Below are 22,176 nucleotides of genomic sequence, written 5' to 3' on the forward strand. Positions count from 1 at the left end.
TGAGCAGATGCTCGTCGCCTAGCCCTGTCCCATCCGGTTCCAGGCATCGAGCCCGGCGATCTTGTAGGCTTCGGCCAGCGTCGGATAGTTGAAGGTGTTGTTGACGAAGAAATCAACCGTGCCGCCGAGGTTGATCACCGCCTGGCCGATATGGATCAGTTCGGTGGCGCCTTCGCCGACGATGTGGGCGCCGAGCAGGCGGCGCGTTTCGACCGAGAACAGCAGTTTCAGAAAGCCGGAGTTGACGCCCATTATGTGGCCGCGCGAGGTTTCGCGGAACCGCGCCAGACCGACTTCATAAGCAGCGCCGCTCTCGCGCACCTGCTCCTCCGACTGACCAACGGTGGAGATTTCCGGCACGGCGTAGATGCCATAGGGGAAGGTTTCCGGCGGCGGTGGCAGTTGCACGCCGAAGGCGTGGCAGGCGGCCACCCTGCCCTGCTCCATCGATGTCGAGGCAAGGCTGGGGAAACCGATGACGTCGCCGGTGGCATAGATGTTGGGCGCACTGGTCTGGAAGGTCTGCGGATCGACCTTGATGCGGCCCCGGGAATCGGCCTCGATGCCGACCACGTCGAGGCCGAGGCTGCCGAGATTGCCGCTGCGGCCGGCGGCGTAAAGCACGATCTCGGAGCGGATGGTGCGGCCATCGGCGAGCGTCACTTCGGCATAGTCGGGTTTTGAGACGATTTCCTTGACCGTACTGCCGAGGCGAATGGTCATGCCGCGGTCGCGCATCTGGTGGATGAAGTCGTCGACGATCTCGCGGTCGACGAAATCGAGGATGGTGTTGCGCGGCTCCACCAGCGTCACCGGCACGTCGAGCGCCGAAAAGATCGTCGCATATTCAACGCCGATGACGCCGGCGCCGATCACCGTCAGCGTGCGCGGCAGATGGTCGAGTTCCAGCATCTCATCGCTGTCGAAGACGCGGATCTTGTCGAAAGGCACGTCGCGCGGCCGGTGCGGCCTGGTGCCGACCGCGATCAGGGCATTGGTGAAACCAACCTCCGAGTAGTCGCCATTGTCTGCCGTCAGGCTGACCTTGTTTCGGCCGACGAATTTCGCCATGGCGCGCACGCTTTTGACGGCGTTGCGCATAAACTGGTGCTGCAGCACCTCGACCTCGTGGTCGAGCGTCTTGTGCAGCCGCTCGACCAGGTCGGCGATGGAGATGTCCTGCTTGACCCGGTAGCCGCGGCCGTAAAAGCCCCGCTCGCGCCAGCCGGACAGGTTCAGCACCGTCTCGCGCAGCGTCTTCGACGGGATGGTGCCGGTGTGCACCGAGACGCCGCCGAGGCGCCGGCCCCTGTCGACCACCAGCACCGATTTGCCGAGCTTGGCCGATTGCACCGCGGCGCGGCGCCCGGAAGGGCCGCTGCCGATGACCAGCATGTCGTAATCCATGTAACCCCGTCCCCTCGGCGTCTTGTTGCGCCGCAGCAAGCTAACGCCATCCGTCCACCAAATTCAATCGGCTCAACCTCGTCACACTGCCGAGCCGGACCGATGGACGAACCGATCTTGATTCCGCCCGCGGTCTTCACCATTTCAGTGGCGGCGCACCCTAGCGTGGCGCCTGTTACGAGGACATGACATGAACGCGCGCGTACTTGACGGCGAAATCATCACCAGCAGGCTCGACGACGTCAGGGCCTATGACGGTGTGCGCACGCGGCGCATCCTGGCCTTCATCATCGACTATTGCATCGTGGCGCTGCTCACCATTCCGTTCGCGATCCTGGTGGCCGTGCTTGGCCTTTTGACATTCGGTCTTGGCTGGGCGCTGTATTCCATCCTCGTGCCGGCGGTCGCCATTCTCTACATCTGGAACACGCTGGGCGGTCGCAACCAGGCCACATCAGGCATGAAGATGATGGGCATTCGGCTCGATCGTCTCGACGGCAGCCGTATCGACGGCCTCACCGCCGTTGTCCATTCGGTGCTGTTCTGGGCGAGCACGGTCATCCTGACGCCGCTCGTCCTCCTGGTGACGCTGTTTTCCGATCGCAAGCGCACACTGCACGACCTGCTGCTTGGCACCGTCGTCAGCCGCAGCGACCGTTGAACCGGCGTTCAACCGACGCCAACAGGCATTTGTGCGCAAATGTGAAGGGGTCCGTTCAACCCCGCCTTCACAATCCTGTTGAATTTTTCGCCAGCCAAGCCAAAGGTAGAGCGATTCGCAGGAGTGTTCCCAAGGTTCGATGACGCACCATCCGACCCAGTCGCCGCAGTTCTTCCTGACCGCGCCATCGCCGTGCCCGTATCTCGAGGGCCAGTTCGAACGCAAGGTGTTCACGCATCTGGTCGGCGACAAGGCGCCGGAGATGAACGATCTGTTGACGCAAGGCGGTTTCCGGCGCTCGCAGAACATCGCTTACCGTCCCGCCTGCGAGACCTGCCGCGCCTGCGTCTCGGTGCGTATCCTGGCGCAGGAGTTCACCGCCAGCCGCAACATGAAGCGGGTGATCCAGCGCAATTCCGATCTGATCGGCGCCATGCACGACGCGCAGCCGTCGACCGAGCAGTATTCGCTGTTTCGCGGCTATCTCGACGCTCGCCATCGCCGCGGCGGCATGTCCGACATGACGGTGCTCGACTACGCCATGATGGTCGAGGATACCCATGTCGACACCAAGGTGATCGAATACCGGCGCCGCGGCCCCGACACATTCATCACCGGCAAGGGCCAGGGCGAGCTGATCGCCGTGGCGCTGACCGACAAGATGGCCGATGGCCTGTCGATGGTCTATTCCTACTTCAATCCCGAGTTCGAGGACCGTTCGCTCGGCACCTTCATGATCCTCGACCATATCGCCCGCGCCCGTGCCATGGGCTTGCCCCATGTCTATCTCGGCTACTGGGTCAACGGCTCGCGCAAGATGAACTATAAAATGCGCTTCATGCCGCAGGAGCATCTCGGCCCGAAGGGCTGGGAACGCTACGACCACGAAGCGGTCACGCGCTGATTTTTCTTCTTACCAGATCCTGATCTAAACATTTTCAGCCGAGACGATGCTGGTCTTCCGCCCGTTGGCGGGGCGATTGCGCCGACCGGCATCTGCTCAAATCATTGCGAAAGCCGTTGCATGTCCTCTCACAATGCCCACACCAAAGGACTCCTGCTCACCGCGCTTGGCGGGCTGGCGCTGACCATCGACATTCCCCTGATCCGGCTCGCCCATGGCGAAGCCTGGACGATCCTTTTGCTGCGCACCGGCTGCACCTTCGTGGCAGGGCTGATCGTATGGGCCATCTGGCGCTCGTTCAGCAAGAATGCTCCGCAGCTGATACCCGGCTGGTCGGGGCTCGTGGTCGCCACACTCTACGGGCTCGGCGCAATCGCCTTCATCACTGCCGTCTACAACACCTCGACCGCCAATCTGGTTTTCATCCTGGCCTTCTCCACCATGTTCTCGGCGCTGCTGTCGTGGCTGTTTCTGAAGGAGCGACCGCAGCCGCTGACGCTTGCGGCAATGGCGCTGATGATCGTCGGCATCGCGATCATCGTCGGCGATTCCGTCGGCACGGGATATCTGTTCGGCGATGTGATGGCGCTGTGTTCGGCCTTGGCGATTGCCTGCGCCATCACCGTTTCACGCGCCAGCGGCAGGGATATGGGATTCACCGCGCTGACCGGCGTCCTGCTGCCGTTCGGGCTGGCGGCGCTCATGGTCTCCAAGACCGGTTTTCAGGTGGAGGCGCCATGGTGGATCGTTTTCAACGGCGCCGTCATCATGCCGTTCGCCTTCTTCTGCCTCGCCAACGGGCCGAAATACATTTCAGGCCCGGAAGTGGCGATGTTCTATCTCCTGGAAACGGTTCTGGCGCCGGTCTGGATATGGATGATCTTTGCCGAGACGCCGTCGCGCAACAGCTTGATCGGCGGCGTGATCCTGATCGTCACGCTGGTTGCCCATTCCCTGTGGCAGTTGCGTGAAGGGCGCAAGCGCCGGGCAGCGCTCGCCGTCGCTTACCCAGCCTGACTTTTCTTCGCCGGGCCGGCGACAATCTCGATCTGCGGCGGCCCGCCTTCGAGCTCGGCCGCCGCGTCGGGAACTGTGTCTTCGGCCAGTTCCACCTCGCGCAGCCATTCGCGCCATATCGCCACCAGCAGTGCCATCAGCACGGGGCCGATGAACAGGCCGAGAAAGCCCATCGTCTTGACGCCGCCGATCAGGCCGAAAAAGGTGGGCAGGAAGGGCAATTTGATCGGTCCGCCGACCAGCTTCGGGCGCAAGGTCTTGTCGACGATGAACAGTTCCACCGCGCCCCAGATGAACAGCGCCAGACCCGCCATCGGCGAGCCGCTGGCGGCGAGGTAGATCGATACCAGCGTAAACGACAGCGGCGCGCCACCGGGGATCAGCGCCATGACGCCGGTGAGCGCGCCGAGCGTCACCGGCGAGGGCACCCCGGCCAGCCAGTAGGCGATGCCCAGCACCAGCCCCTCGCCGATGGCGATCACGGTCATTCCGGTAACGGTCGAGGAAATGGTCGCCGGCACGACGCGCGAAATCCGCTCCCAGCGCGTCGGCAGGATGCGTTCGCCGAGCCGGTCGATCTGGCTGGCAAAGTGTTCGCCGTCGCGGTAGGCGAAGAACAGCGCGATCATCATGAACAGCAGCGTCAGCAACAGGCCGAAGGCGCTGCCGCCGGCAGCCAGCACGCCGCGATAGATGCTGCCGATATTGGCGCCGCTGACCAGCTGGATCAGCTCGCCGATGCCGCCGGGATGGCCGAAATTGTCGATCCACTGTTCGTTCAGCCACTCGCCGACGACAGGCAGCGAGGTGATCCAGTGCGGTGTGACCGCGCCGTGCCTGTTGGTCTCGATCGCCCAGCCCACCCATTCGCGGACCTCGTTGATGGCGTAGGTGCCGGCGAGCGCTATCGGCACCACCAGGAAGGCGAGGATGAACAGGATGGCGAGCGTCGCGGCGACGGTGCGGTTACCGCCGACACCGGCAAGCAGCCGGCGGTAGAGGGGCCAGCTGGCAAAAGCAATGACGAGGGCTGCCAGCACGGGAAACAGGAACCCGTGGAAGAAATAGACGCCGGCGGCGACGATCAGCACCAACAGCCAGCGCGCAGCCGACAGCGGCGGAATGACGGCGGATCGCAACGGTGTCGACAGGCCGAACAGGCGCTGCTGACGTTCCGGCTTCTGGATCTTCGCTTCCTTCAAACGGTCAATTCTCCCCAGCCTACACAGCGTTTATGCACTGTTATAGTGCCGCAATAGTGACGATAGTCCAAATGCCTTGGGATCTCCCCCCTTGAGGGGGAGATGGCCGGCAGGCCAGAGGGGGTCGCCGCGCATGAAGCGCCAGCCTTCTCTGCCAGCGAAAGGGTGTCGTGTCAGGACGTACCGACCCCCTCTGTCGCCTTCGGCGACATCTCCCCCTCGAGGGGGGAGATCCCTACCCAAATTTCCCCGTCCGCGGGAATCCCTTCGGCACCATGCGACCGGCCGACGCTCTCGCGCCGATCCATTCCGCCAGCTCCTCGCGCGACCTGACGAAGGTGCGGTCGGCGGAATCCTGCCAGGACAGGCCGCTCGCCAGCGTGAAGGGTTTCAGGTCGAGCAGACCGCCATCCTTGTATTTCTGCAGGCGAACGCCCTTGCCGCGGCCCATCTCGGGAATTTCGGAGAGCGCAAACACCAGCATCTTGCGGTTCTCGCCGACAATTGCGAGATGATCGCCTGACACCGGGACGCAGGCCTTGGCCTCGTCGGGCGCCTTGACGTTCATCACCTGCTTGCCCTTTCGGGTGTTGGCGACGACCTCCTCCTCCGGCACGACGAAACCATTGGCATCGTAGGAGACGAGCAGCAGCTTGCGCTTCGGGTCGTGGACGAAGGCGGTGACGATGTCCTGGTCGTTGTCCATGTCGACGATGATGCGGATCGGTTCGCCATGGCCGCGGCCGCCCGGCAGCCGGTCGGCGCCGATGGTGTAGAATTTTCCGCCGGTGGTGAAGACCAGGATCTTGTCGGTGGTCTGGGCATGGAAGGCGAGCTTGAGGCTGTCGCCTTCCTTGAAGGTGAGCGTGGAATGGTCGGCCAGATGGCCTTTCATCGCCCGCAGCCAGCCCTTTTCCGAGACCACCACGGTGACCGGCTCGCGCTCGATCATGGCGTGCGCAATGTCGGTCAGATCATGCTCCGGCGCGTCGGCGAACTGGGTGCGGCGCTTGCCGAGTTCGGTCTCGGGGCCGAACTTGTCGCGAACCTGCGTGACTTCCCATTTGATCGTCGACCATTGCTTGGCGTCGGATGCGAGCAATGCCTCGATCTGCTTCTTCTCGGTGGTGAGACCGTCGAACTCCTTGCGGATCTCGAACTCTTCCAGCTTGCGCAGGGCCCGCAGCCGCATGTTGAGGATGGCTTCGGCCTGGGTGTCGGTGAGCGACCAACGGGCCATCATCACCTGCTTGGGCTCATCCTCCTCGCGGATGATCCTGATGACCTCGTCGATGTTGAGATAGGCGATCAGGTAGCCGGCAAGGATTTCCAGCCGCTTCTCGATCTCGCCAAGCCGATGCTTCGAGCGGCGGATCAGCACATCGCGCCGATGGTCGAGCCACTCCTTCAGCACGCCCTTCAGCGACAGGACGTTAGGCACCTTGCCGCGCGACAAAACGTTCATGTTGAGGGGAAACCGGCTTTCAAGTTCGGTCAGCTTGAACAGCGATTCCATCAGAATGCCGGGATCGACCGAACGGCTCTTCGGCACGAGCACAATGCGGACGTCCTCGGCGCTTTCATCCCTGACATCCTCGAGCAGCGGCAATTTGCGCGCGATCAAAAGCTCGGCGATCTTTTCGATCAGCCTGGCCTTCTGGATGCCGTAGGGGATTTCAGTGACGACGATGCTCCAGGTGCCCCTGCCCTGATCCTCCTGGCCCCATTTGGCGCGCACGCGAAAACCGCCGCGGCCGGTCTCATAGGCCTCCAGGATGGATGCGCGGCTGTCGACGATGATGCCGCCGGTCGGGAAATCCGGCCCCTGGACGAACTCCATCAGCTTTGTCACGGGCGCGTCCGGCTGCTCGATCAACTGCAGCGCCGCGTTGCAAAGCTCGGCGGCATTGTGCGGCGGGATGGACGTGGCCATGCCGACCGCAATGCCGGAGGAACCGTTGGCGAGCAGATTCGGGAAGGCGCCGGGAAGCACTACGGGCTCCTCGTCCTCCTCATTGTAGGTTGGCCGGAAATCGACGGCGTCCTCGGTGATGCCGGCAAGCAAATCGCTCGCCACCTCGGTCATGCGCGCCTCGGTATAGCGCATGGCGGCGGCGTTATCGCCGTCGATATTGCCGAAATTGCCCTGCCCGTCGACGAGGGGATAGCGCATGGAGAAATCCTGCGCCAGGCGCACCAGCGCGTCGTAGATCGACTGGTCGCCATGCGGATGGAACTTGCCCATCACGTCGCCGACGATGCGGGCACATTTGGCAAAGCCCTGGTCGGGGTTGAGCCTGAGCAGCCGCATCGCATGCATGATGCGGCGATGCACAGGCTTCAGCCCGTCGCGCACGTCAGGCAGCGCCCGGTGCATGATGGTCGAGAGCGCATAGGCGAGATAGCGCTCTTCCAGCGCCTTCTTCAGATCGACCGGTTCGATGTGGTCACCGCCGCCATTTTCAGGCGGCAAAATCCTTTTTCCCATGCGGCTGGACTAGCCGAGCGGGTGATTCGCGGCAAGGCGGGGCTGCGGAAATCCGCACTTTGCAGCCTTTGGGCTTACGAGGGCGGCTCAAGGTCCGACAATGGATGTGACGGACTTCATGTTCCCCCTTGCCGTCCCTGTGCAACAGCAACGGTAGCAGTGCTGTTGCCAACCAACATCAATCTGTTACACGCCCTCTCTAGGCAGGAGACGGTACGCAGGGGAGCCCGACCTTCATGACATATTCACCGCATCGGGCGAAGGCTCCCGCTCCGATTTGCCTTTCGCCGTGATTTTCGACAAATCTGCGGGAAAGCGCCTTTTTCCCGTCCAGTTCGTCACGGAATGGTGATGGCGTAGAATTGAGAAAACACTTTTTTCAGGACTCTCTCAGGGAACTCGCGATGACAATCCAACGCTCGACACTCAAGAAACTTGCTTTTTCGACCTTTTTGCTGACGCTGCCGCTGAATGCCGCCTTTGCGCAAGACACGGCGGTTGCCGACCGACTGAAGGCCGCACTTGCCGTCCAGGGCGTCGATATCACCTGGACCGGCGTTACCGGCGACAATTCCAGCATGGTGCTGCAGGGCGTGTCGGTCAAACCGGCGGCCGAAAAGGAGGCGCTGCCGATCGGTGACGTCAAGCTCGAGGGCGTGACCGAAGCCAATGGCGGCTTCGATGTCGCGACCATCACGACTTCGGCCTTAGAGCACAGCAAGGACGGCGTCACGCTCAACCTCACCCCCTTCGTCATCCACGACGCCAACATCCCGGCTGAGGGCGCTACAGGCCCGCTCGGCTCGATGATGATCTACAAGTCGGCCGAACTCGAAAACCTGACGGTCAAGGTTGCCGACAAGGCCGCCTTCTCGGTGGATGGGCTTGCTGTCCAGATCACGCCGCCGGCCGACGGCAAGGCGATGGAGTTTTCCGCCACCACGGAAAAGTTCAACGCCGACCTTACCCTGGTCGACGATGCGAAATCCAAGGAAGCCATCGAGGCCCTCGGCTACCAGAACATCTCGGGCAATATCGAAATCGGCGGCACCTGGCAGCCGAGCGACGGCAAGATGGACCTATCGAAATACGACATCTCGGTCGAGAATGCCGGCACGCTCGGCATGACCTTCGGCCTCGGCGGCTACACGGTCGACTTCGTCAAGTCGCTGCAGGAGATGCAGAAGAAGATGGCGGCGCAGCCCGAAGGCGCCGACAATTCGGCGCAAGGCATGGCCCTGCTCGGCCTGTTGCAGCAGCTCTCCTTCAACAGCGCCTCGATCCGCTTCGACGACGATTCGCTCACCGGCAAGGTGCTTGAATATGTCGGCAAGCAGCAGGGCATGTCGGGCAAGGACATCGCCAACCAGGCCAAGGCGATCGTGCCGTTCGGCATGGCACAGCTCAACAATCCCGAACTGACCGCCGAAGTGACGGCGGCGGTGAGCAAATACCTCGACGATCCAAAGAGCCTCGAGATTTCGGCCGAGCCGCCGGCAGCGGTGCCGTTCGCGCTGATCATGGCCGGTGCCATGTCCAACCCGGCCGACCTGACCAAGACGCTCGGCGTCCATGTCAAGGCCAACGAAGACTGATCGAAGTTCGCTCCCTTCTCCCCGTCACTATACGGGGAGAAGGTGCCGGCAGGCAGATGAGGGGCGGCGCCAACGCCTGCAAATTGTAGTTCGATGCTGAACCGATTGTCAGAAGGCGCCAACTGCTAAGGCCGTTCGTCAATCGCCTGCATGCGTGCTGCCCCTCATTGTCCTGCCGGACATTTCTCCCCGAATAGAGACGGGGAGAAAGGGCAGTTGCAACGCTGCCGTCAGTCCTTCTTCACTGCCGCGACACGCAGCGACAGATCACGCAACTGCTGCGGCGACGCCTCCGAGGGCGCGTTCATCAACAAATCGTAGGCCTGCTGGTTCATCGGGAACATGGTGATCTCTCGCAGGTTCTTGGCGCCGACCAGCAGCATGACCACGCGGTCGACGCCGGCCGCCATGCCGCCATGCGGCGGCGCGCCATACTGGAAGGCGCGATAGAGGCCGCCAAAACGCTCCTCGACGGTCTGGCGGTCGAGGCCGCGTATCTCGAATGCCTTGACCATGGTTTCGGGCAGATGGTTGCGGATGCCGCCTGAGGCGATCTCGAAGCCGTTGCAAACCATGTCGTACTGGAAGGCCTTGATTTCCAGCGGATCCTTGGTCGTCAGAGCTTCCATACCACCTTGCGGCATCGAGAACGGGTTGTGGGCAAAATCGATCGCTTTCGCCTCCTCGTCCCATTCATAGAAGGGGAAGTCGATAATCCAGCACAGTTCAAAACGCTCGCGGTCGACAAGGTTCAGCTCCTCGCCGGCGCGCGTGCGTGCGGCGCCTGCGAAGGTGACGAACTTCTTCGGATCGCCGGCGACAAAGAAGGCGGCGTCGCCATCGGCAAGGCCAAGCTGCTGACGGATCGCCTCGGTGCGCTCCTCGCCGATGTTCTTGGCCAATGGACCGGCGCCTTCAAGCTTGTCGCCTTCCTTGCGCCAGAAGATGTAACCCAGTCCCGGCTGGCCCTCGCCCTGCGCCCACGAGTTCATGCGGTCGCAGAAGGCGCGGCTGCCGCCGGTCTTGGCCGGAATGCCCCACACTTCGGCCTTCGGATCGTTGGCCAGGATGTTGGCGAAGACCTTGAAGCCGGAATCGCGGAAATGGTCGGAGACGGCCTGCATCTCGATCGGGTTGCGCAGGTCCGGCTTGTCGGAGCCGTATTTGCGCATCGCGACATCGTACGGGATGCGCTGGAATGTCTGCGTCACCGGCTTGCCGTTGGCGAAAGTCTCGAAGACGCCGCGCATCACCGGTTCCATGGTCGACAGCACGTCGTCCTGCTCGACGAAGCTCATCTCGAGGTCGAGCTGGTAGAATTCGCCGGGCAGGCGGTCGGCGCGCGGGTCCTCGTCGCGGAAGCAGGGCGCGATCTGGAAATAGCGGTCGAAGCCCGAAACCATGATCAGCTGCTTGTACTGCTGCGGCGCCTGCGGCAGCGCGTAGAAGGTGCCGGGATGGATCCGCGACGGCACCAGGAAGTCGCGCGCGCCTTCCGGCGACGAGGCCGTCAGGATCGGCGTCGAGAATTCGGTGAAGCCGACATCGGTCATGCGCTTGCGCATCTCGGCGATGATTTTCGTGCGCGCCACGATGTTCCTGTGCAGCGTCTCGCGGCGCAGGTCGAGGAAGCGATACTTCAGGCGGATGTCTTCGGGATAGTCGGGCTCGCCGAACACCGGCAGCGGCAATTCCTTGGCTGCCGACAGCACCTCGATCTCGCGGGCAAAGATCTCGATCTCGCCGGTCGGCAGGTTGGCGTTGGTGGTGTCGGGCAGGCGCGCCTTGACCTCGCCGTCGACGCGGATCACCCATTCGCCACGCAGCGTCTCGGCCACCTTGAAGGCGGGCGAATCCGGATCGGCGACGATCTGGGTCAGGCCGTAATGGTCGCGCAGATCGATGAACAGCAGGCCGCCATGGTCGCGCACGCGATGCACCCAGCCCGACAGGCGAACGGTCGAGCCGACATCGCTCTTTCTCAACTGGGCACAGGTATGGCTGCGGTAACGATGCATTGTCATGTCAAAATTCCGGGGTGTTCTGGTTGCGGGCCGAAGCATCAAAGCCCGGTCCAAAATTTGCGCGAAAAGCGCATGGGAGGCCCGATTTGTCAAGGCAAGCCGGGTTTGGGTCGCCGCTCTATGCGATCGTCAGCATTGAAGTCTTTGACAGGCTTGGCGCATTGCCGCCAGAAGTGTTTCTCGCGACAGTGCCGTCATCAGGCGATCTGGAGATACTTCATGCCAAAACGCACAGTACCGCCGGGTGTCGGGCCGCATAATGGCCGCGAATTGGAACTGATGCTTCAAGGCGACAAGCCAATGGCCCTATTCGGGGCGGAACCGGGTATGGACGCCGATGATATTGGCGATGCAGGTTTTGCACCGTTTGTCGACGAAGGTCGCATCCTGAAGTTCACCCAGATTGTTCCTAAAACCTCAGTGGAAGAGCGCTGCTACTGCCTGCCGACAGAAGAATGGCGCTGCAAACTGAGCTTGTTGATCTCCAGAATGTGCCGCAGCGGAGAGGCCTTTGACATCTTCACATCGAATGATCTGGCGAGGCTTGAAGGAGCCCTTCTCGGCTATTCAAAGGAAGATGTCGAAGTGTTCGTCGCCCATGCTGCGTCCCGGACTGCCCGCGCGCCGAGCTCCGTTTAAGCCAAATGGATTTCAGCGCCCTGACGCTCGAAGTCGGCGAGGATCGCGGCCGGCGCGGTCTTTTCGACCACAAGATGGCGGATCGCCTCTGGCCTGGCGACCCGGTAGGGTGCGGCTGTGGCCAGCTTGTCATTGGTGACGGCGATGACGATGCCTGCGCTGTTCTTGGCCATGGCACGCTTTACCTCGGCCTCCGCCGAATCGAAGGCCGTCACGCCGCGTGAGGCATCGAGGCCGCAGGAGCCGAGAACAAACAGGTCCGCCCCAAGCTGCGCGACGGCGGCAAGCGTGTCGGCGCCGACGCAGGCGCCGAGATGACGGTCGAACCGGCCGCCCAGCACAATCAGCTCGATCAAAGCGTGGTTTGACAAGACAGCGGCAATTTCGAGCGAATTGGTGGCGACGGTCAGTTCGAGGTCGCGCGGAATGGCCCTGGCGATCGCGGCATTGGTCGAGCCGCTGTCGATGAACAGGGTCTGTCCGGGCGAAAGCAATGCCACGATCGCGCGGGCCAGCCGCGTCTTTTCTTCGACCGCATGGCCGGCGCGCAGGCCGACCGGCGTGGCGGCGAAGGGTGCGGCCGCGACCGCGCCGCCATAGACGCGGCGGCACTGCCCGGCCTTGGCCAACTCCCTGAGGTCGCGGCGAACCGTGTCTTCCGAAACGCCGAAGCGGCCTGCCAGCTCGCCGGCCAGCACCCTTCCCTCGACGGCCAGGCGATCGCGAATAATTTGATGCCGCTCATCGGTCAGCATTGCATGATCCTGTTTTCTTCATGCACGTTCTTGCACGATTTGCATGTTTGTGCAAGATGTAGGCATGTCAAACAGTGACAACCGTCGACTCTCTTGCCTTGAAAGCATCTTCATGACCTTTGGCCTCCGCCTCGCTCCGCAACACCGGGTCTACGCCGGCTTTGCGATCTATTCGTTCGCCATGGGCCAAATCTTCCCGCGGCTGCCCGACATCAAGCACGCCATGGGCATCGGGGACGGCACGCTCGGGCTAAGCCTGATCGGGACGCCAATCGGCACCTTGACCGCGCTGACGCTGGCGGCGCCGATCTTGGCGCGCGTCGGCTTCCGCCGCGCGCTGCTCGGGCTGGTGCCGCTTTTGTCGGTTGTCTTTGCCATTGCCGTGCATGCGCCTGGGCCGCTTGCGCTGTTCCTGATGCTGTTTCCGGTCGGCCTGATGATCGGCAGCGTCGAGATCATTCTCAATGTCGAGGCCGACAGAACCGAATTCCTGCTCAAGCGCCGGATCATGAACCGGGCGCATTCGTTCTGGAGTATTGGCTTTTTCGGCGCCGGCCTGTTCGGCGCCGCGCTTGCGCATCTCGGCATATCGCCGCAACTGCACCTGGCGATTGTCGTACCGATGGTGGCGACAGGAATCGCGCTGTTTCTCGGCGGTTACGAACCGGCGCCGAGCCGCTTCGCCGGCAATGACGAGACGGCGCCAAGGCTGGCGCGGCCGACGCTGCCTATCCTCGTCCTCGTCGCGGTGACGCTGTCGGCGATGCTGATGGAAGGCGCCAGCATCGACTGGTCGGCAGTCTACATGCGCACCGTGTTCGATGCGGGCCCTTTCGTCGCCGGCTTCACAGTGGCGCTGTTTGCATTCTCGCAAGCGAGCACGCGCTTCTTTGCCGACTCCTTTGTCGACCGCCACTCGCCGAGCGTCGTGGCGCGGGTGCTGCTGGCGACGATGGCGGTGGGCGTGCTGCTCGTCTTCTTCTCGCCTGCCCCGCTCGTATCGATGCTGGGCTTTGCGCTACTTGGCATCGGCAGCAGCGTGCTCTTTCCGCTGGCGATCTCGGCGGCAGCCCAGCGGACGGACCGCTCCGCGACGATCAATGTCGCGGCGCTGTCGCAGATTTCCTTCGTCGCCTTCCTGCTCGGCCCGCCGCTGCTCGGTTTCGTCTCCGACCATTGGGGCATCCGCTCGGCCTTCGGTATCGGCATCCCGTTCATCATGCTCAGCCTGCTGACCGCCGGCTCGCTTGGCCGAAGGGCTGCCCGGGGCAAGCCTGCGCCGGCGAGCGAAGCTTTGGCGAGGGCCGACGGAGCTTGAACGGCCGCACTTGAAGCCACACACCTGTTGGCGGCGGGACAAGCCACTGGCATTGGCCACACCGATGGTTCAGAACTGTGGAGCCACCTAAGCAACGGTTCCGTATGTCCTCCATCCGCCCGCTGATCCCGCTCCTCATCGCCGCCGGCATCCTGCTTGGCGGCAACGGGCTGCAGGGCACGCTGATCGCGTTGCGCGGCGCGCAGGAAGGGTTTTCGGCCTCCGACATCGGCCTGATGGGCACGTTCTATTTCGCCGGCTTCCTGCTTGGTTGCCTCGCAGTCACCCGCATCCTCAAGGCAGTCGGCCATGTCCGGACGTTTTCAGCGCTTGCCGCCATCGCCGCGGCCAGTACGCTGCTCCTGGTGCTGATCATCGATCCGGTGATGTGGTGCGCGGTGCGCTTTGCCGGCGGTTTCTGCTTTGCCGGCCTGTTCACCGTGATGGAAGCCTGGCTGAACTCCGGCGTCGAAAACAAGGATCGTGCGCGCGTGCTGGCCATCTACCGCATGGTCGATATCGGCTCGGTGACCGGCGCACAGTTCCTGATCCCGATCTTCGGCCCGGGCGGCTTTGCCATCTTCGCCATCATGTCGATGATGATCACGCTGTCGCTGGTTCCGGTGTCGCTCGGCGACCGCTCCAACCCGACGCCGCCGGAAGACGTCAAGCTCGATCTCGCCCGCGTCTGGCGGATTTCGCCGCTCGGCTGCTTCGGCTGCATCTGCGTCGGCGTCACCAACAGCGCCTTCCGCACGCTGTCGCCGGTCTATGCCGAGCAGATCGGCATGTCGGTGGCCGATGTCGTCACCTTCGTCAGCGTCGGCATCTTCGGCGGCGCCCTCATCCAGTATCCGCTGGGCTACCTCTCCGACCGCTGGGATCGGCGCGCGGTGCTTTTGGCCACGACATGCGGCGCCATGTTCGCGGCGCTGGCGCTGGTCTTCGTCGCCGGCGCCGATCCGACCCTCAATTTGATCATCGTCTTCATCTTCGGCAGCTTCGCCATGCCGCTCTATTCGCTATCGGCGGCGCATTCCAACGACCGCGCCGACAAGGGCGAGTTCGTGCTGATCAACGCCGCCTTGATGCTGTTCTATTCCTTCGGCGCCATTGGTGGCCCCTTCGCGGCGTCCGCAGTGATGCAACATTTCGGACCGGGCGCCCTGTTTGTCTTCAGCGCAGTCGTCTACGCCACCCTCATCGCCGTCATTCTCTACCGCATGCAGGTGCGCGGCAGCGTGCCGGCGGGCAAGCGCAGCCGCTTCACGGCGCTGCTGCGCACATCAACCGTCTTCGCGCGGCTGGCGCGCAGAAATGGCGATTCCGACGGATCGGCTGATACTTGACCGAAGGGCGGCTTGACGAAAGCGCCCATGGCTGAAATTGAAAGAGAACCTTACCCGTTACTAAAAGCGATTTGATGCACGTCATCACCACCCAAAATGAGCTCGAGTCCGTTCTCGCCGCTTTTGAAAAGTCGGATTTCGTCACCGTCGACACCGAATTCATCCGCGAAACGACATTCTGGCCGATTCTGTGCCTGATCCAGATGGCGGCGCCCGGCGTCACCGCGCTGATCGACCCGCTGGCGCCCGACATCAACCTCGCCCCGTTCTTCCGGCTGATGGCCAATGAGGCGGTGGTCAAGGTTTTCCATGCCGCGCGCCAGGACATTGAAATCATCGTCCATCTCGGCGATCTGGTGCCCCATCCGGTGTTCGACACCCAGGTCGCGGCCATGGTCTGCGGCTTCGGCGACAGCGTCTCCTACGATCAGCTGGTGCAGCGCATCACCGGCGCACGGCTCGACAAATCCTCGCGTTTCACCGACTGGCGCCACCGACCGCTGTCGGACAAGCAACTCGACTATGCCTTGGCCGACGTCACCCATCTGATCGACGTCTACAAGCATCTCAGCGCCGAACTGGAGCGGGAAAACCGCGCCCATTGGCTAAACGAGGAAATGGAGGTGCTGACTTCGCGCGAGACCTACGATCCGCACCCCGAAGACGCTTGGAAGCGGCTGAAGATGCGGCTGCGCAAGCCGCAGGAGCTGGCGATCGTGCAGACGGTGGCGGCATGGCGCGAACGCGAGGCGCGCGAGCGTGACGTGCCGCGCGGCCGGGTGCTCAAGGACGACGCCATATACGAGGTCGCCCAGCAGGCGCCGCGCGATGCGGCAGCGTTGGGCAAGCTGCGCACGACGCCGAAAGGCTGGGAGCGTTCGTCGACGGCTACCGCATTGCTTGGCGCGGTCAACACGGCGCTCGCTTTGCCCCGCGAAGAGATGCCGAAGCTGCCCAAGAGCTTTCAGCCGCCCGAGGGCTCCAATGCCGCCTCCGAGCTGCTGAAGGTTCTGTTGCGGATCGTCGCCGAGAAGGAAGGCGTCGCCTCGAAAGTGCTGGCGTCCAGCGACGACATCGACCGCATCGCCGCCGAGGGCGAGGATGCCGACGTGCCGGCCCTGCAGGGCTGGCGACGCGCCGTGTTCGGCGAAGCCGCACTGAAGCTGGTGCGCGGCGAAATCGGCATCAAGTTCGACAAGCGCAAGATCGCGGTGTTCGATTTGTAGAACCCCACCCCGCGCCGCTCCGCGGCGCGACCCTCCCCACAAGGGGGAGGGTAAACAACTGCCCTACACCGCTCCGAGCAGGTGTAGCGCGAACCAGATCCATGCCAGCAAGAGAATGATCGCGCCGACGTAGAAGGCGCAGCTGCGAAACCGCAGATTGTTGCTGGTGAGGTGGACCCAGGCGTGGCCATAGCGGGAAATCACGAAAATCCACATCAAGGCCAGGGTCAGATAATTGACGCCATTGGTCGCGTGCAGCGCCAGACACAGCACATAGAACAGCACCGGCAGTTCGAACTGGTTGATGAGATTGTTGGCAACCGTGACGCTCGACCCGGGCTCGGTCGTGCGCACCTTGTATTGACCGACCTTGGCCTCGCCCGATTTGACCGCGCCGTAGCGGCGCCGGCCCATCACGACATAGACGATATAGACGAGCAACACCTGCGCCAGCATCGGCCAGAAAATCGCGGTCTGGCTCATGGCGTTGCCCCTGCTCTGTCGTTCATGCCTGTGGACGCCGCTGGGCGGCAAGGATCAAAAACGCGATGACGATGACGGGGATCGCCAGCAGCGCGAATTTGGTGACGATCAGCGACGAGGCGAAAGACAGAGAATCCGGGTTGGCCGACAGCGCATCGGACAGAAGCCGCGCCACCGCAATGTTCTGGGCGTAGTCGGCGCATGTGTAAGGCAGCACGATGACCAGCGCGAACAGCGCCTGAAGCTGCACCGGCATGGCACGAAAATTCTTCAGCCGCCGCCCGGTTGCCAGGATCAGGCTGACCATGGTCAGCGACAGCAGCGCCGGGAAGAGAAGGTCGAAAGTCAAATAGTGCCAGACCAGGATGATCTCGCTGCCGCGTCGGCCGAGTGCCGTCAGCCAGGCCATGCCCTCGTCGGGCGTGAACCCGCCAAGGCGCACGTCGAGCGACGGCAGGCCACCGCTCAGCCGGCGGAAATAGAAGAATTCCAGCAGCGTCATGATGATGAAAACCGCCGCGGCGGCAAAGCACAGCGCGCCGGCATGGCGCGCCAGCCGCAGCACGATCGTCGCCTGGTGGCGCCAGAGCATGTACCGCTCTGGCTGCCGGTCAGGCTCCGCCAGGATAGTTCGGGCTTTCGCGGGTAATCGTGACGTCATGGGCGTGGCTTTCACGAAGTCCGGCGTTGGATATGCGCACAAAGGTGGCGCGTTCGCGAAAATCGGCAAGGTCGCGGCCACCGACATAACCCATAGCGGCTTTTAGCCCGCCCGCAAGCTGGTGCAGCACGCCAGACACAGGTCCCTTGTAGGGCACCTGCCCTTCAATGCCTTCCGGGACCAGTTTCAGCGTGTCGCGAACCTCGGCCTGGAAGTAGCGATCGGCCGAGCCGCGCGCCATGGCGCCGACAGAGCCCATGCCGCGATAGGCCTTGAAGGAGCGGCCCTGATGCAGATAGACCTCGCCCGGGCTTTCGTCGGTGCCGGCCAGCAGCGAACCGATCATGGCCGCACTGGCGCCGGCGGCAAGCGCCTTGGCCAGATCGCCCGAATATTTGATGCCGCCGTCGGCGATGACCGACACGCCTGATCTATGCGCCGTCTCCACCGCCGACATGATCGCCGAAAGCTGCGGCACGCCGACACCGGCGACGATGCGCGTGGTGCAGATCGAGCCCGGGCCGATGCCGACCTTGACGGCATCGGCGCCGGCGTCGATCAGCGCCTGCGTGCCTTCGGCGGTGGCGACGTTGCCGGCCAGGATGCGGACGGAATTGGAAAGCTTCTTGGCCCGCGTCACCGCATCGAGCACGCGCTGCGAATGGCCATGCGCGGTGTCGATGACCAGGAGGTCGACACCGGCATCGATCAACCGCTCGGCGCGCTCGAAGCCGTCATCGCCGACGCTGGTGGCTGCCGCCGCCCGCAGGCGCCCCTGCGCATCCTTGGTGGCGTGCGGGTTGAGTTGCGACTTCTCGATGTCCTTGACGGTGATCAGGCCGACGCAATTGCCTTGCTTGTCCACGACGACGAGCTTTTCGATGCGGTGCTGGTGCAGCAGCCGCTTGGCCTCGTCCTGGTCGACATTCTCCTTGACCGTGATCAGGTTCTCACGGGTCATCAATTCGTAGACTTTCTGCCCCGGATCGGAGGCGAAGCGCACGTCGCGGTTGGTCAGGATACCAACCAGGCGGCCGATCTTCTGGCCGCCGGTGCCGCCATTCTCGACAACCGGAATGCCCGAGATGGAATAGGTGCGCATCAGCGCCAGCGCGTCGGCGAGCGTGGCGTCGGGGCCGATGGTGACCGGATTGATGACCATGCCCGATTCGAACTTCTTGACCTGGCGAACCTGCTCGGCCTGTTCGGCCGGCGAGAAATTGCGGTGGATGACGCCGATGCCGCCGGCCTGCGCCATGGCGATGGCGAGCCGCGCCTCGGTGACGGTGTCCATGGCGGCCGACAGGATCGGCACGTTGAGGTCGATGTCGGTGGCGATGCGGGTGCGGATGTCGGTCTCACCGGGCATGACCTCGGAATGACCGGGCTGCAACAGCACGTCGTCAAAGGTCAGCGCCAGCGCGCCGGTGGACGTTTCGATGATTTTTGCCATGGCCAGTCCTCGGATACGAAAAGCGCTGGGAGAATACAAAAAAGCGCTGGACCGAAATGGACAGCGCCGACTCGTTTCTTCCCTTTCAGGATTGGCGCTGGCTGGTAACACGTCGCGGCGCCGATGAAAAGCCGGTCATCTCCTATTCGGCGGACCTGCCCAGGAGAGCGTCGATTTTCGCCAGTTTCATCTTTTGTGCAGAAACGCAGCACCCCTCTTGTCCACCCACGGTCGCACAAAAGTGACAGCAAATTAATGCGACATCGCGCCTGAGGCGTGATAACCGCCCGTTTGTATCGGCTTGCCCGCCTTTTCATTGTTTGGATTGGCCGGCAGGCACATTTAGACCAGTTCGGACGCGTTCGTTGAACCGCATCATTCCGCTCATTCTGGCGGTCGCCTTGTTCATGGAAAACATGGATTCGACCGTCATTGCGACATCGCTGCCGGCGATCGCCGTCGACATCCACACCAGCCCGATCGCGCTCAAGCTGGCGCTGACCGCCTATCTGGTGTCGCTGGCCATCTTCATTCCGATCAGCGGCTGGATGGCCGACCGGTTTGGCGCCAAGACCATTTTTCGCGCCGCGATCGGCGTGTTCATCGTCGGCTCGGTCTGCTGCGCCGTCTCCAACTCGCTGCCGGCCTTTGTCGTCTCGCGCTTCCTGCAAGGCATAGGCGGCGCCATGATGACGCCGGTCGGCCGCCTGGTGCTGGTGCGCGCGACGCCGAAGAGCGAGCTGGTTGCCGCCATGTCGTGGCTCACGGTGCCGGCGCTGGTCGGCCCGCTTGTGGGACCACCGATCGGCGGCTTCATCACCACCTATTTCACCTGGCACTGGATCTTTCTGATCAACGTGCCGATCGGCCTGATCGGCATCTGGCTGGCGACGCGCTTCCTGCCGCAAACCGACTCGATGGAGACGCCGCCGCTCGATTTCGTCGGTTTCGTGCTGAGCGGGCTGGCGGCCTCCGGCGTCGTCTTCGGCCTGTCGGTGGTCAGCCTGCCCTATCTGCCGCCGGCGACCGGCCTCATCACCGTGGCGGTCGGGCTGATTTCCGGCGTGCTCTATCTGCTGCATGCGCGGCGCGCCAAGAACCCGCTGCTGGCGCTGGAACTGTTCCGCAACCAGGTGTTCCGCTCCTCGGTGCTCGGCGGCTCGCTGTTTCGCATCGGCATCGGCGCGGTGCCGTTCCTGTTGCCCCTGATGTTCCAGATCGGCTTCGGGCTGACGCCGTTCCAGTCGGGCATGATCACCTTCGTCTCGGCCATCGGCGCCATCGGCATGAAATTCGTCACCGCGCTGATCTTCCGGCTCGCCGGCTTCCGCCGGGTGCTGATCTGGGGCTCGCTGATCGCGGCCGCATCGATCGCCATCTACGGCCTGTTCACGCCGGAGACGCCTTACGCGCTGATGCTGGCGATATTGCTGGTCGGCGGGTTTATCCGCTCGATGTTCTTCACCGGCGTCAACGCGCTCTCCTATGCCGAGGTGACGGCTGAAGACACCAGCAAGGCAACGCCGATCACGGCGGTGTTCCAGCAGTTGTCGATCGCGCTCGGCGTGGCGCTGGCCGGCGGCATCCTGGAAGTCTCGACCTCGATCCATGGCGGCCCGCTGATGCTCGGCGATTTCCACATTGCCTTCTTCATCGTGGCGGCAGTGTCAGCGGCGGCGTCGGTATCGTTCATGCGGCTGGCACCGGATGCCGGCAATGCGGTGTCGGGCCACGGCCGGCTGACGACGCCGAAGACGCTGGAGCCGGTGAGCACGGCTGGGAAGTAAGGGGCGGCGCGACGAAAATCGTCGACGTCGGCGATCCTTCACACCCCCCTCTGGCCTGCCGGCCATCTCCCCCGCAAGGGGGGAGATCGGATATCACGCGGCTTTCGCCAATCTTGCAACTTTGAAGGAATGGCGAGACGGTCGCAGCTGCCAATCTCCCCCCTTGCGGGCGAGATGTCCGGCAGGACAGAGGGACGGAACGCTACGAAGCGTCTTTCACGCCGTGCCGTCTCTGCCCTTAAAATCCTTCGCCAGCAAATACAGTTCCACCGACTCATCCCGCGACGCCGGCGGCTTCACGTGGTGCACCGAGCGGAAGTTCTTCTTGAGCATCGACAGCAGCTCGTTTTCGGCGCCGCCTTGAAACGTCTTGGCCAAAAAGTGCCCGCCCGGCTTCAGCACCGACAGCGCGAAATCGGCGGCCACCTCGCACAGATGCATGGTGCGGATGTGGTCGGTTCGCTTGTGGCCGGTGGTCGGCGCGGCCATGTCGGACAACACGATATCGGGGTCGCCGCCCAGCGCCTCGGCGAGCTTTTGCGGCGCTTCCGGGTCGAGGAAATCCATCAGCAGCACCGGCGCACCCGGCACCGCATCCATTTCGAGATAGTCGATGCCGATGACATGTGGATTATCAGCCGTCGATTTCGTCCTCGCGGCCGCCACCTGGCACCAGCCGCCGGGGGCCGCACCGAGATCGATGACCTTCATGCCGGGTTTCAGCAGATGATGCTTGTCATCGATCTCGATCAGCTTGTAGGCCGCGCGCGAGCGATAGCCGTCGGCCTTGGAGCGCTGGACATAGGGATCATTGATGTGGCGCTGCAGCCAGCGGCGCGACGATTCCTTCAGGCCGCTCTTCTTCTTGATCCGCGTCTTGAGGACACGAATGCTGGCGGAGCCCGGCTTTTCCGGCTTCTTGGTCATGACGTTATTTCTTGTTTGAGTTTTTGCGCTGGCCGAGTTGCCGCCGTTTTTCGGCGGCTTCGCGTTTCGCGAAGGGCTTCCCCCACTCCGTCGCCGCTTCGCGGCGCCACCTCTCCCCCCTCCGGAGGGAGAGGAAAGGCGCCGGTCTGCATAAGTTCGCGCCCTTCCTCTACCCCGTCGATCGGGGGAGAGGTGTGGGGGGGAGCGGCGCGGGGGGGGGGGGGGGCGGGGGCCCAACCCCACCGGCTGAAGCTCCGCCCCCCCCCCCGGTGGGCGCGCC

At 63.3% G+C, this 22,176-nt stretch carries 19 protein-coding genes; 10 read left to right on the forward strand and 9 right to left on the reverse strand.

Translation table 11 applies throughout. The features are described 5' to 3' along the window. Positions 1-18: 18 nt before the first annotated feature. Positions 19-1,407: a Si-specific NAD(P)(+) transhydrogenase gene (sthA, locus tag NKH35_RS18515; RefSeq protein ID WP_023730842.1), complete on the reverse strand. Its 1,389-nt coding sequence runs from the start codon at positions 1,405-1,407 to the stop codon at positions 19-21. A 190-nt stretch (positions 1,408-1,597) separates the two neighbouring features. Between sthA and NKH35_RS18520 the strand changes: the two genes are divergently transcribed. The 3 genes from NKH35_RS18520 (at position 1,598) to NKH35_RS18530 (ending at position 3,989) form a co-directional block, all read left to right on the forward strand. Continuing rightward, the gene (locus NKH35_RS18520) at positions 1,598-2,068 is read left to right on the forward strand and encodes an RDD family protein (RefSeq protein WP_023673020.1); all 471 of its coding nucleotides are present in this window, start codon (positions 1,598-1,600) and stop codon (positions 2,066-2,068) included. 139 nt (positions 2,069-2,207) lie between these two features. Further along, positions 2,208-2,972, forward strand: coding sequence for an arginyltransferase (locus NKH35_RS18525; RefSeq protein ID WP_023682417.1), 765 nt, complete (start codon positions 2,208-2,210; stop codon positions 2,970-2,972). Positions 2,973-3,092: 120 nt separating this feature from the next. Continuing rightward, complete coding sequence (locus tag NKH35_RS18530) at positions 3,093-3,989, forward strand: DMT family transporter (protein ID WP_023826084.1); 897 nt, start codon at positions 3,093-3,095, stop codon at positions 3,987-3,989. On the opposite strand, the gene NKH35_RS18535 is transcribed toward NKH35_RS18530, so the two are convergent. Together NKH35_RS18535 and parC are read right to left on the reverse strand one after the other, a co-directional pair. Continuing rightward, complete coding sequence (locus NKH35_RS18535) at positions 3,977-5,191, reverse strand: AI-2E family transporter (RefSeq protein WP_023682419.1); 1,215 nt, start codon at positions 5,189-5,191, stop codon at positions 3,977-3,979. The two genes, NKH35_RS18530 and NKH35_RS18535, sit on opposite strands and share 13 nt — an antisense overlap. Before the next feature lie 235 nt (positions 5,192-5,426). Beyond that, positions 5,427-7,679: a DNA topoisomerase IV subunit A gene (gene parC / locus NKH35_RS18540; RefSeq protein WP_023694915.1), complete on the reverse strand. Its 2,253-nt coding sequence runs from the start codon at positions 7,677-7,679 to the stop codon at positions 5,427-5,429. Between the two features lie 404 nt (positions 7,680-8,083). Between parC and NKH35_RS18545 the strand changes: the two genes are divergently transcribed. Then, entirely contained in the window at positions 8,084-9,274 is a 1,191-nt protein-coding gene (locus NKH35_RS18545; protein WP_352915757.1) for an aq_1923 C-terminal domain, read from the forward strand. 230 nt (positions 9,275-9,504) lie between these two features. On the opposite strand, the gene aspS is transcribed toward NKH35_RS18545, so the two are convergent. Further along, positions 9,505-11,292: an aspartate--tRNA ligase gene (aspS, locus tag NKH35_RS18550; RefSeq protein ID WP_023819607.1), complete on the reverse strand. Its 1,788-nt coding sequence runs from the start codon at positions 11,290-11,292 to the stop codon at positions 9,505-9,507. A gap of 225 nt (positions 11,293-11,517) precedes the next feature. Here aspS and NKH35_RS18555 point away from each other — a divergent pair, with 225 nt between their 5' ends. Continuing rightward, entirely contained in the window at positions 11,518-11,937 is a 420-nt protein-coding gene (locus NKH35_RS18555; RefSeq protein ID WP_023752015.1) for a hypothetical protein, read from the forward strand. On the opposite strand, the gene NKH35_RS18560 is transcribed toward NKH35_RS18555, so the two are convergent. After that, complete coding sequence (locus NKH35_RS18560) at positions 11,934-12,692, reverse strand: DeoR/GlpR family DNA-binding transcription regulator (RefSeq protein WP_023752016.1); 759 nt, start codon at positions 12,690-12,692, stop codon at positions 11,934-11,936. The genes NKH35_RS18555 and NKH35_RS18560 overlap by 4 nt on opposite strands. Positions 12,693-12,804: 112 nt before the next feature. Between NKH35_RS18560 and NKH35_RS18565 the strand changes: the two genes are divergently transcribed. From NKH35_RS18565 to rnd, 3 genes are all read left to right on the forward strand, one after another. Further along, complete coding sequence (locus NKH35_RS18565; protein ID WP_352915759.1) at positions 12,805-14,010, forward strand: MFS transporter; 1,206 nt, start codon at positions 12,805-12,807, stop codon at positions 14,008-14,010. Positions 14,011-14,114: 104 nt separating this feature from the next. Then, positions 14,115-15,359 (forward strand): MFS transporter, encoded by a 1,245-nt coding sequence (locus NKH35_RS18570; protein WP_023689528.1) that lies wholly within the window; start codon positions 14,115-14,117, stop codon positions 15,357-15,359. 74 nt (positions 15,360-15,433) lie between these two features. Further along, positions 15,434-16,585 carry a ribonuclease D gene (gene rnd / locus NKH35_RS18575; protein ID WP_023682426.1) on the forward strand — a complete coding sequence of 384 codons (1,152 nt, stop codon included), beginning with the start codon at positions 15,434-15,436 and terminating at the stop codon, positions 16,583-16,585. 63 nt (positions 16,586-16,648) lie between these two features. On the opposite strand, the gene NKH35_RS18580 is transcribed toward rnd, so the two are convergent. From NKH35_RS18580 to guaB, 3 genes are read right to left on the reverse strand one after another with little or no spacing between them, the layout of a single operon-like run. Beyond that, the gene (locus NKH35_RS18580; protein WP_023708784.1) at positions 16,649-17,068 is read right to left on the reverse strand and encodes an MAPEG family protein; all 420 of its coding nucleotides are present in this window, start codon (positions 17,066-17,068) and stop codon (positions 16,649-16,651) included. A gap of 22 nt (positions 17,069-17,090) precedes the next feature. Continuing rightward, positions 17,091-17,660, reverse strand: a complete 570-nt coding sequence (locus NKH35_RS18585) for a hypothetical protein (RefSeq protein WP_023749016.1) — start codon at positions 17,658-17,660, stop codon at positions 17,091-17,093. 19 nt (positions 17,661-17,679) lie between these two features. Next, positions 17,680-19,182, reverse strand: coding sequence for an IMP dehydrogenase (guaB, locus tag NKH35_RS18590; protein WP_023709518.1), 1,503 nt, complete (start codon positions 19,180-19,182; stop codon positions 17,680-17,682). 56 nt (positions 19,183-19,238) lie between these two features. Between guaB and NKH35_RS18595 the strand changes: the two genes are divergently transcribed. Continuing rightward, complete coding sequence (locus tag NKH35_RS18595) at positions 19,239-19,427, forward strand: hypothetical protein (protein ID WP_352915762.1); 189 nt, start codon at positions 19,239-19,241, stop codon at positions 19,425-19,427. A 120-nt stretch (positions 19,428-19,547) separates the two neighbouring features. Continuing rightward, entirely contained in the window at positions 19,548-20,969 is a 1,422-nt protein-coding gene (locus NKH35_RS18600; protein WP_023743632.1) for an MFS transporter, read from the forward strand. Between the two features lie 216 nt (positions 20,970-21,185). On the opposite strand, the gene NKH35_RS18605 is transcribed toward NKH35_RS18600, so the two are convergent. Continuing rightward, positions 21,186-21,896: an RlmE family RNA methyltransferase gene (locus NKH35_RS18605; RefSeq protein WP_023694903.1), complete on the reverse strand. Its 711-nt coding sequence runs from the start codon at positions 21,894-21,896 to the stop codon at positions 21,186-21,188. Positions 21,897-22,176 lie beyond the last annotated feature (280 nt).

Source organism: Mesorhizobium sp. M1143 (assembly GCF_040318435.1).
GTDB lineage: Bacteria > Pseudomonadota > Alphaproteobacteria > Rhizobiales > Rhizobiaceae > Mesorhizobium.

Bases quoted from the DNA above. Each gene is read 5' to 3' on its own strand.
- sthA (WP_023730842.1), bottom strand. From the start codon at position 1,407: ATGGATTACGACATGCTGGTCATCGGCAGCGGCCCTTCCGGGCGCCGC.
- NKH35_RS18520 (WP_023673020.1), top strand. From the start codon at position 1,598: ATGAACGCGCGCGTACTTGACGGCGAAATCATCACCAGCAGGCTCGAC.
- NKH35_RS18525 (WP_023682417.1), top strand. From the start codon at position 2,208: ATGACGCACCATCCGACCCAGTCGCCGCAGTTCTTCCTGACCGCGCCA.
- NKH35_RS18530 (WP_023826084.1), top strand. From the start codon at position 3,093: ATGTCCTCTCACAATGCCCACACCAAAGGACTCCTGCTCACCGCGCTT.
- parC (WP_023694915.1), bottom strand. From the start codon at position 7,679: ATGGGAAAAAGGATTTTGCCGCCTGAAAATGGCGGCGGTGACCACATC.
- NKH35_RS18545 (WP_352915757.1), top strand. From the start codon at position 8,084: ATGACAATCCAACGCTCGACACTCAAGAAACTTGCTTTTTCGACCTTT.
- aspS (WP_023819607.1), bottom strand. From the start codon at position 11,292: ATGCATCGTTACCGCAGCCATACCTGTGCCCAGTTGAGAAAGAGCGAT.
- NKH35_RS18555 (WP_023752015.1), top strand. From the start codon at position 11,518: ATGCCAAAACGCACAGTACCGCCGGGTGTCGGGCCGCATAATGGCCGC.
- NKH35_RS18560 (WP_023752016.1), bottom strand. From the start codon at position 12,692: ATGCTGACCGATGAGCGGCATCAAATTATTCGCGATCGCCTGGCCGTC.
- NKH35_RS18565 (WP_352915759.1), top strand. From the start codon at position 12,805: ATGACCTTTGGCCTCCGCCTCGCTCCGCAACACCGGGTCTACGCCGGC.
- NKH35_RS18570 (WP_023689528.1), top strand. From the start codon at position 14,115: ATGTCCTCCATCCGCCCGCTGATCCCGCTCCTCATCGCCGCCGGCATC.
- rnd (WP_023682426.1), top strand. From the start codon at position 15,434: ATGCACGTCATCACCACCCAAAATGAGCTCGAGTCCGTTCTCGCCGCT.
- NKH35_RS18580 (WP_023708784.1), bottom strand. From the start codon at position 17,068: ATGAGCCAGACCGCGATTTTCTGGCCGATGCTGGCGCAGGTGTTGCTC.
- NKH35_RS18585 (WP_023749016.1), bottom strand. From the start codon at position 17,660: ATGCTCTGGCGCCACCAGGCGACGATCGTGCTGCGGCTGGCGCGCCAT.
- guaB (WP_023709518.1), bottom strand. From the start codon at position 19,182: ATGGCAAAAATCATCGAAACGTCCACCGGCGCGCTGGCGCTGACCTTT.
- NKH35_RS18595 (WP_352915762.1), top strand. From the start codon at position 19,239: ATGGACAGCGCCGACTCGTTTCTTCCCTTTCAGGATTGGCGCTGGCTG.
- NKH35_RS18605 (WP_023694903.1), bottom strand. From the start codon at position 21,896: ATGACCAAGAAGCCGGAAAAGCCGGGCTCCGCCAGCATTCGTGTCCTC.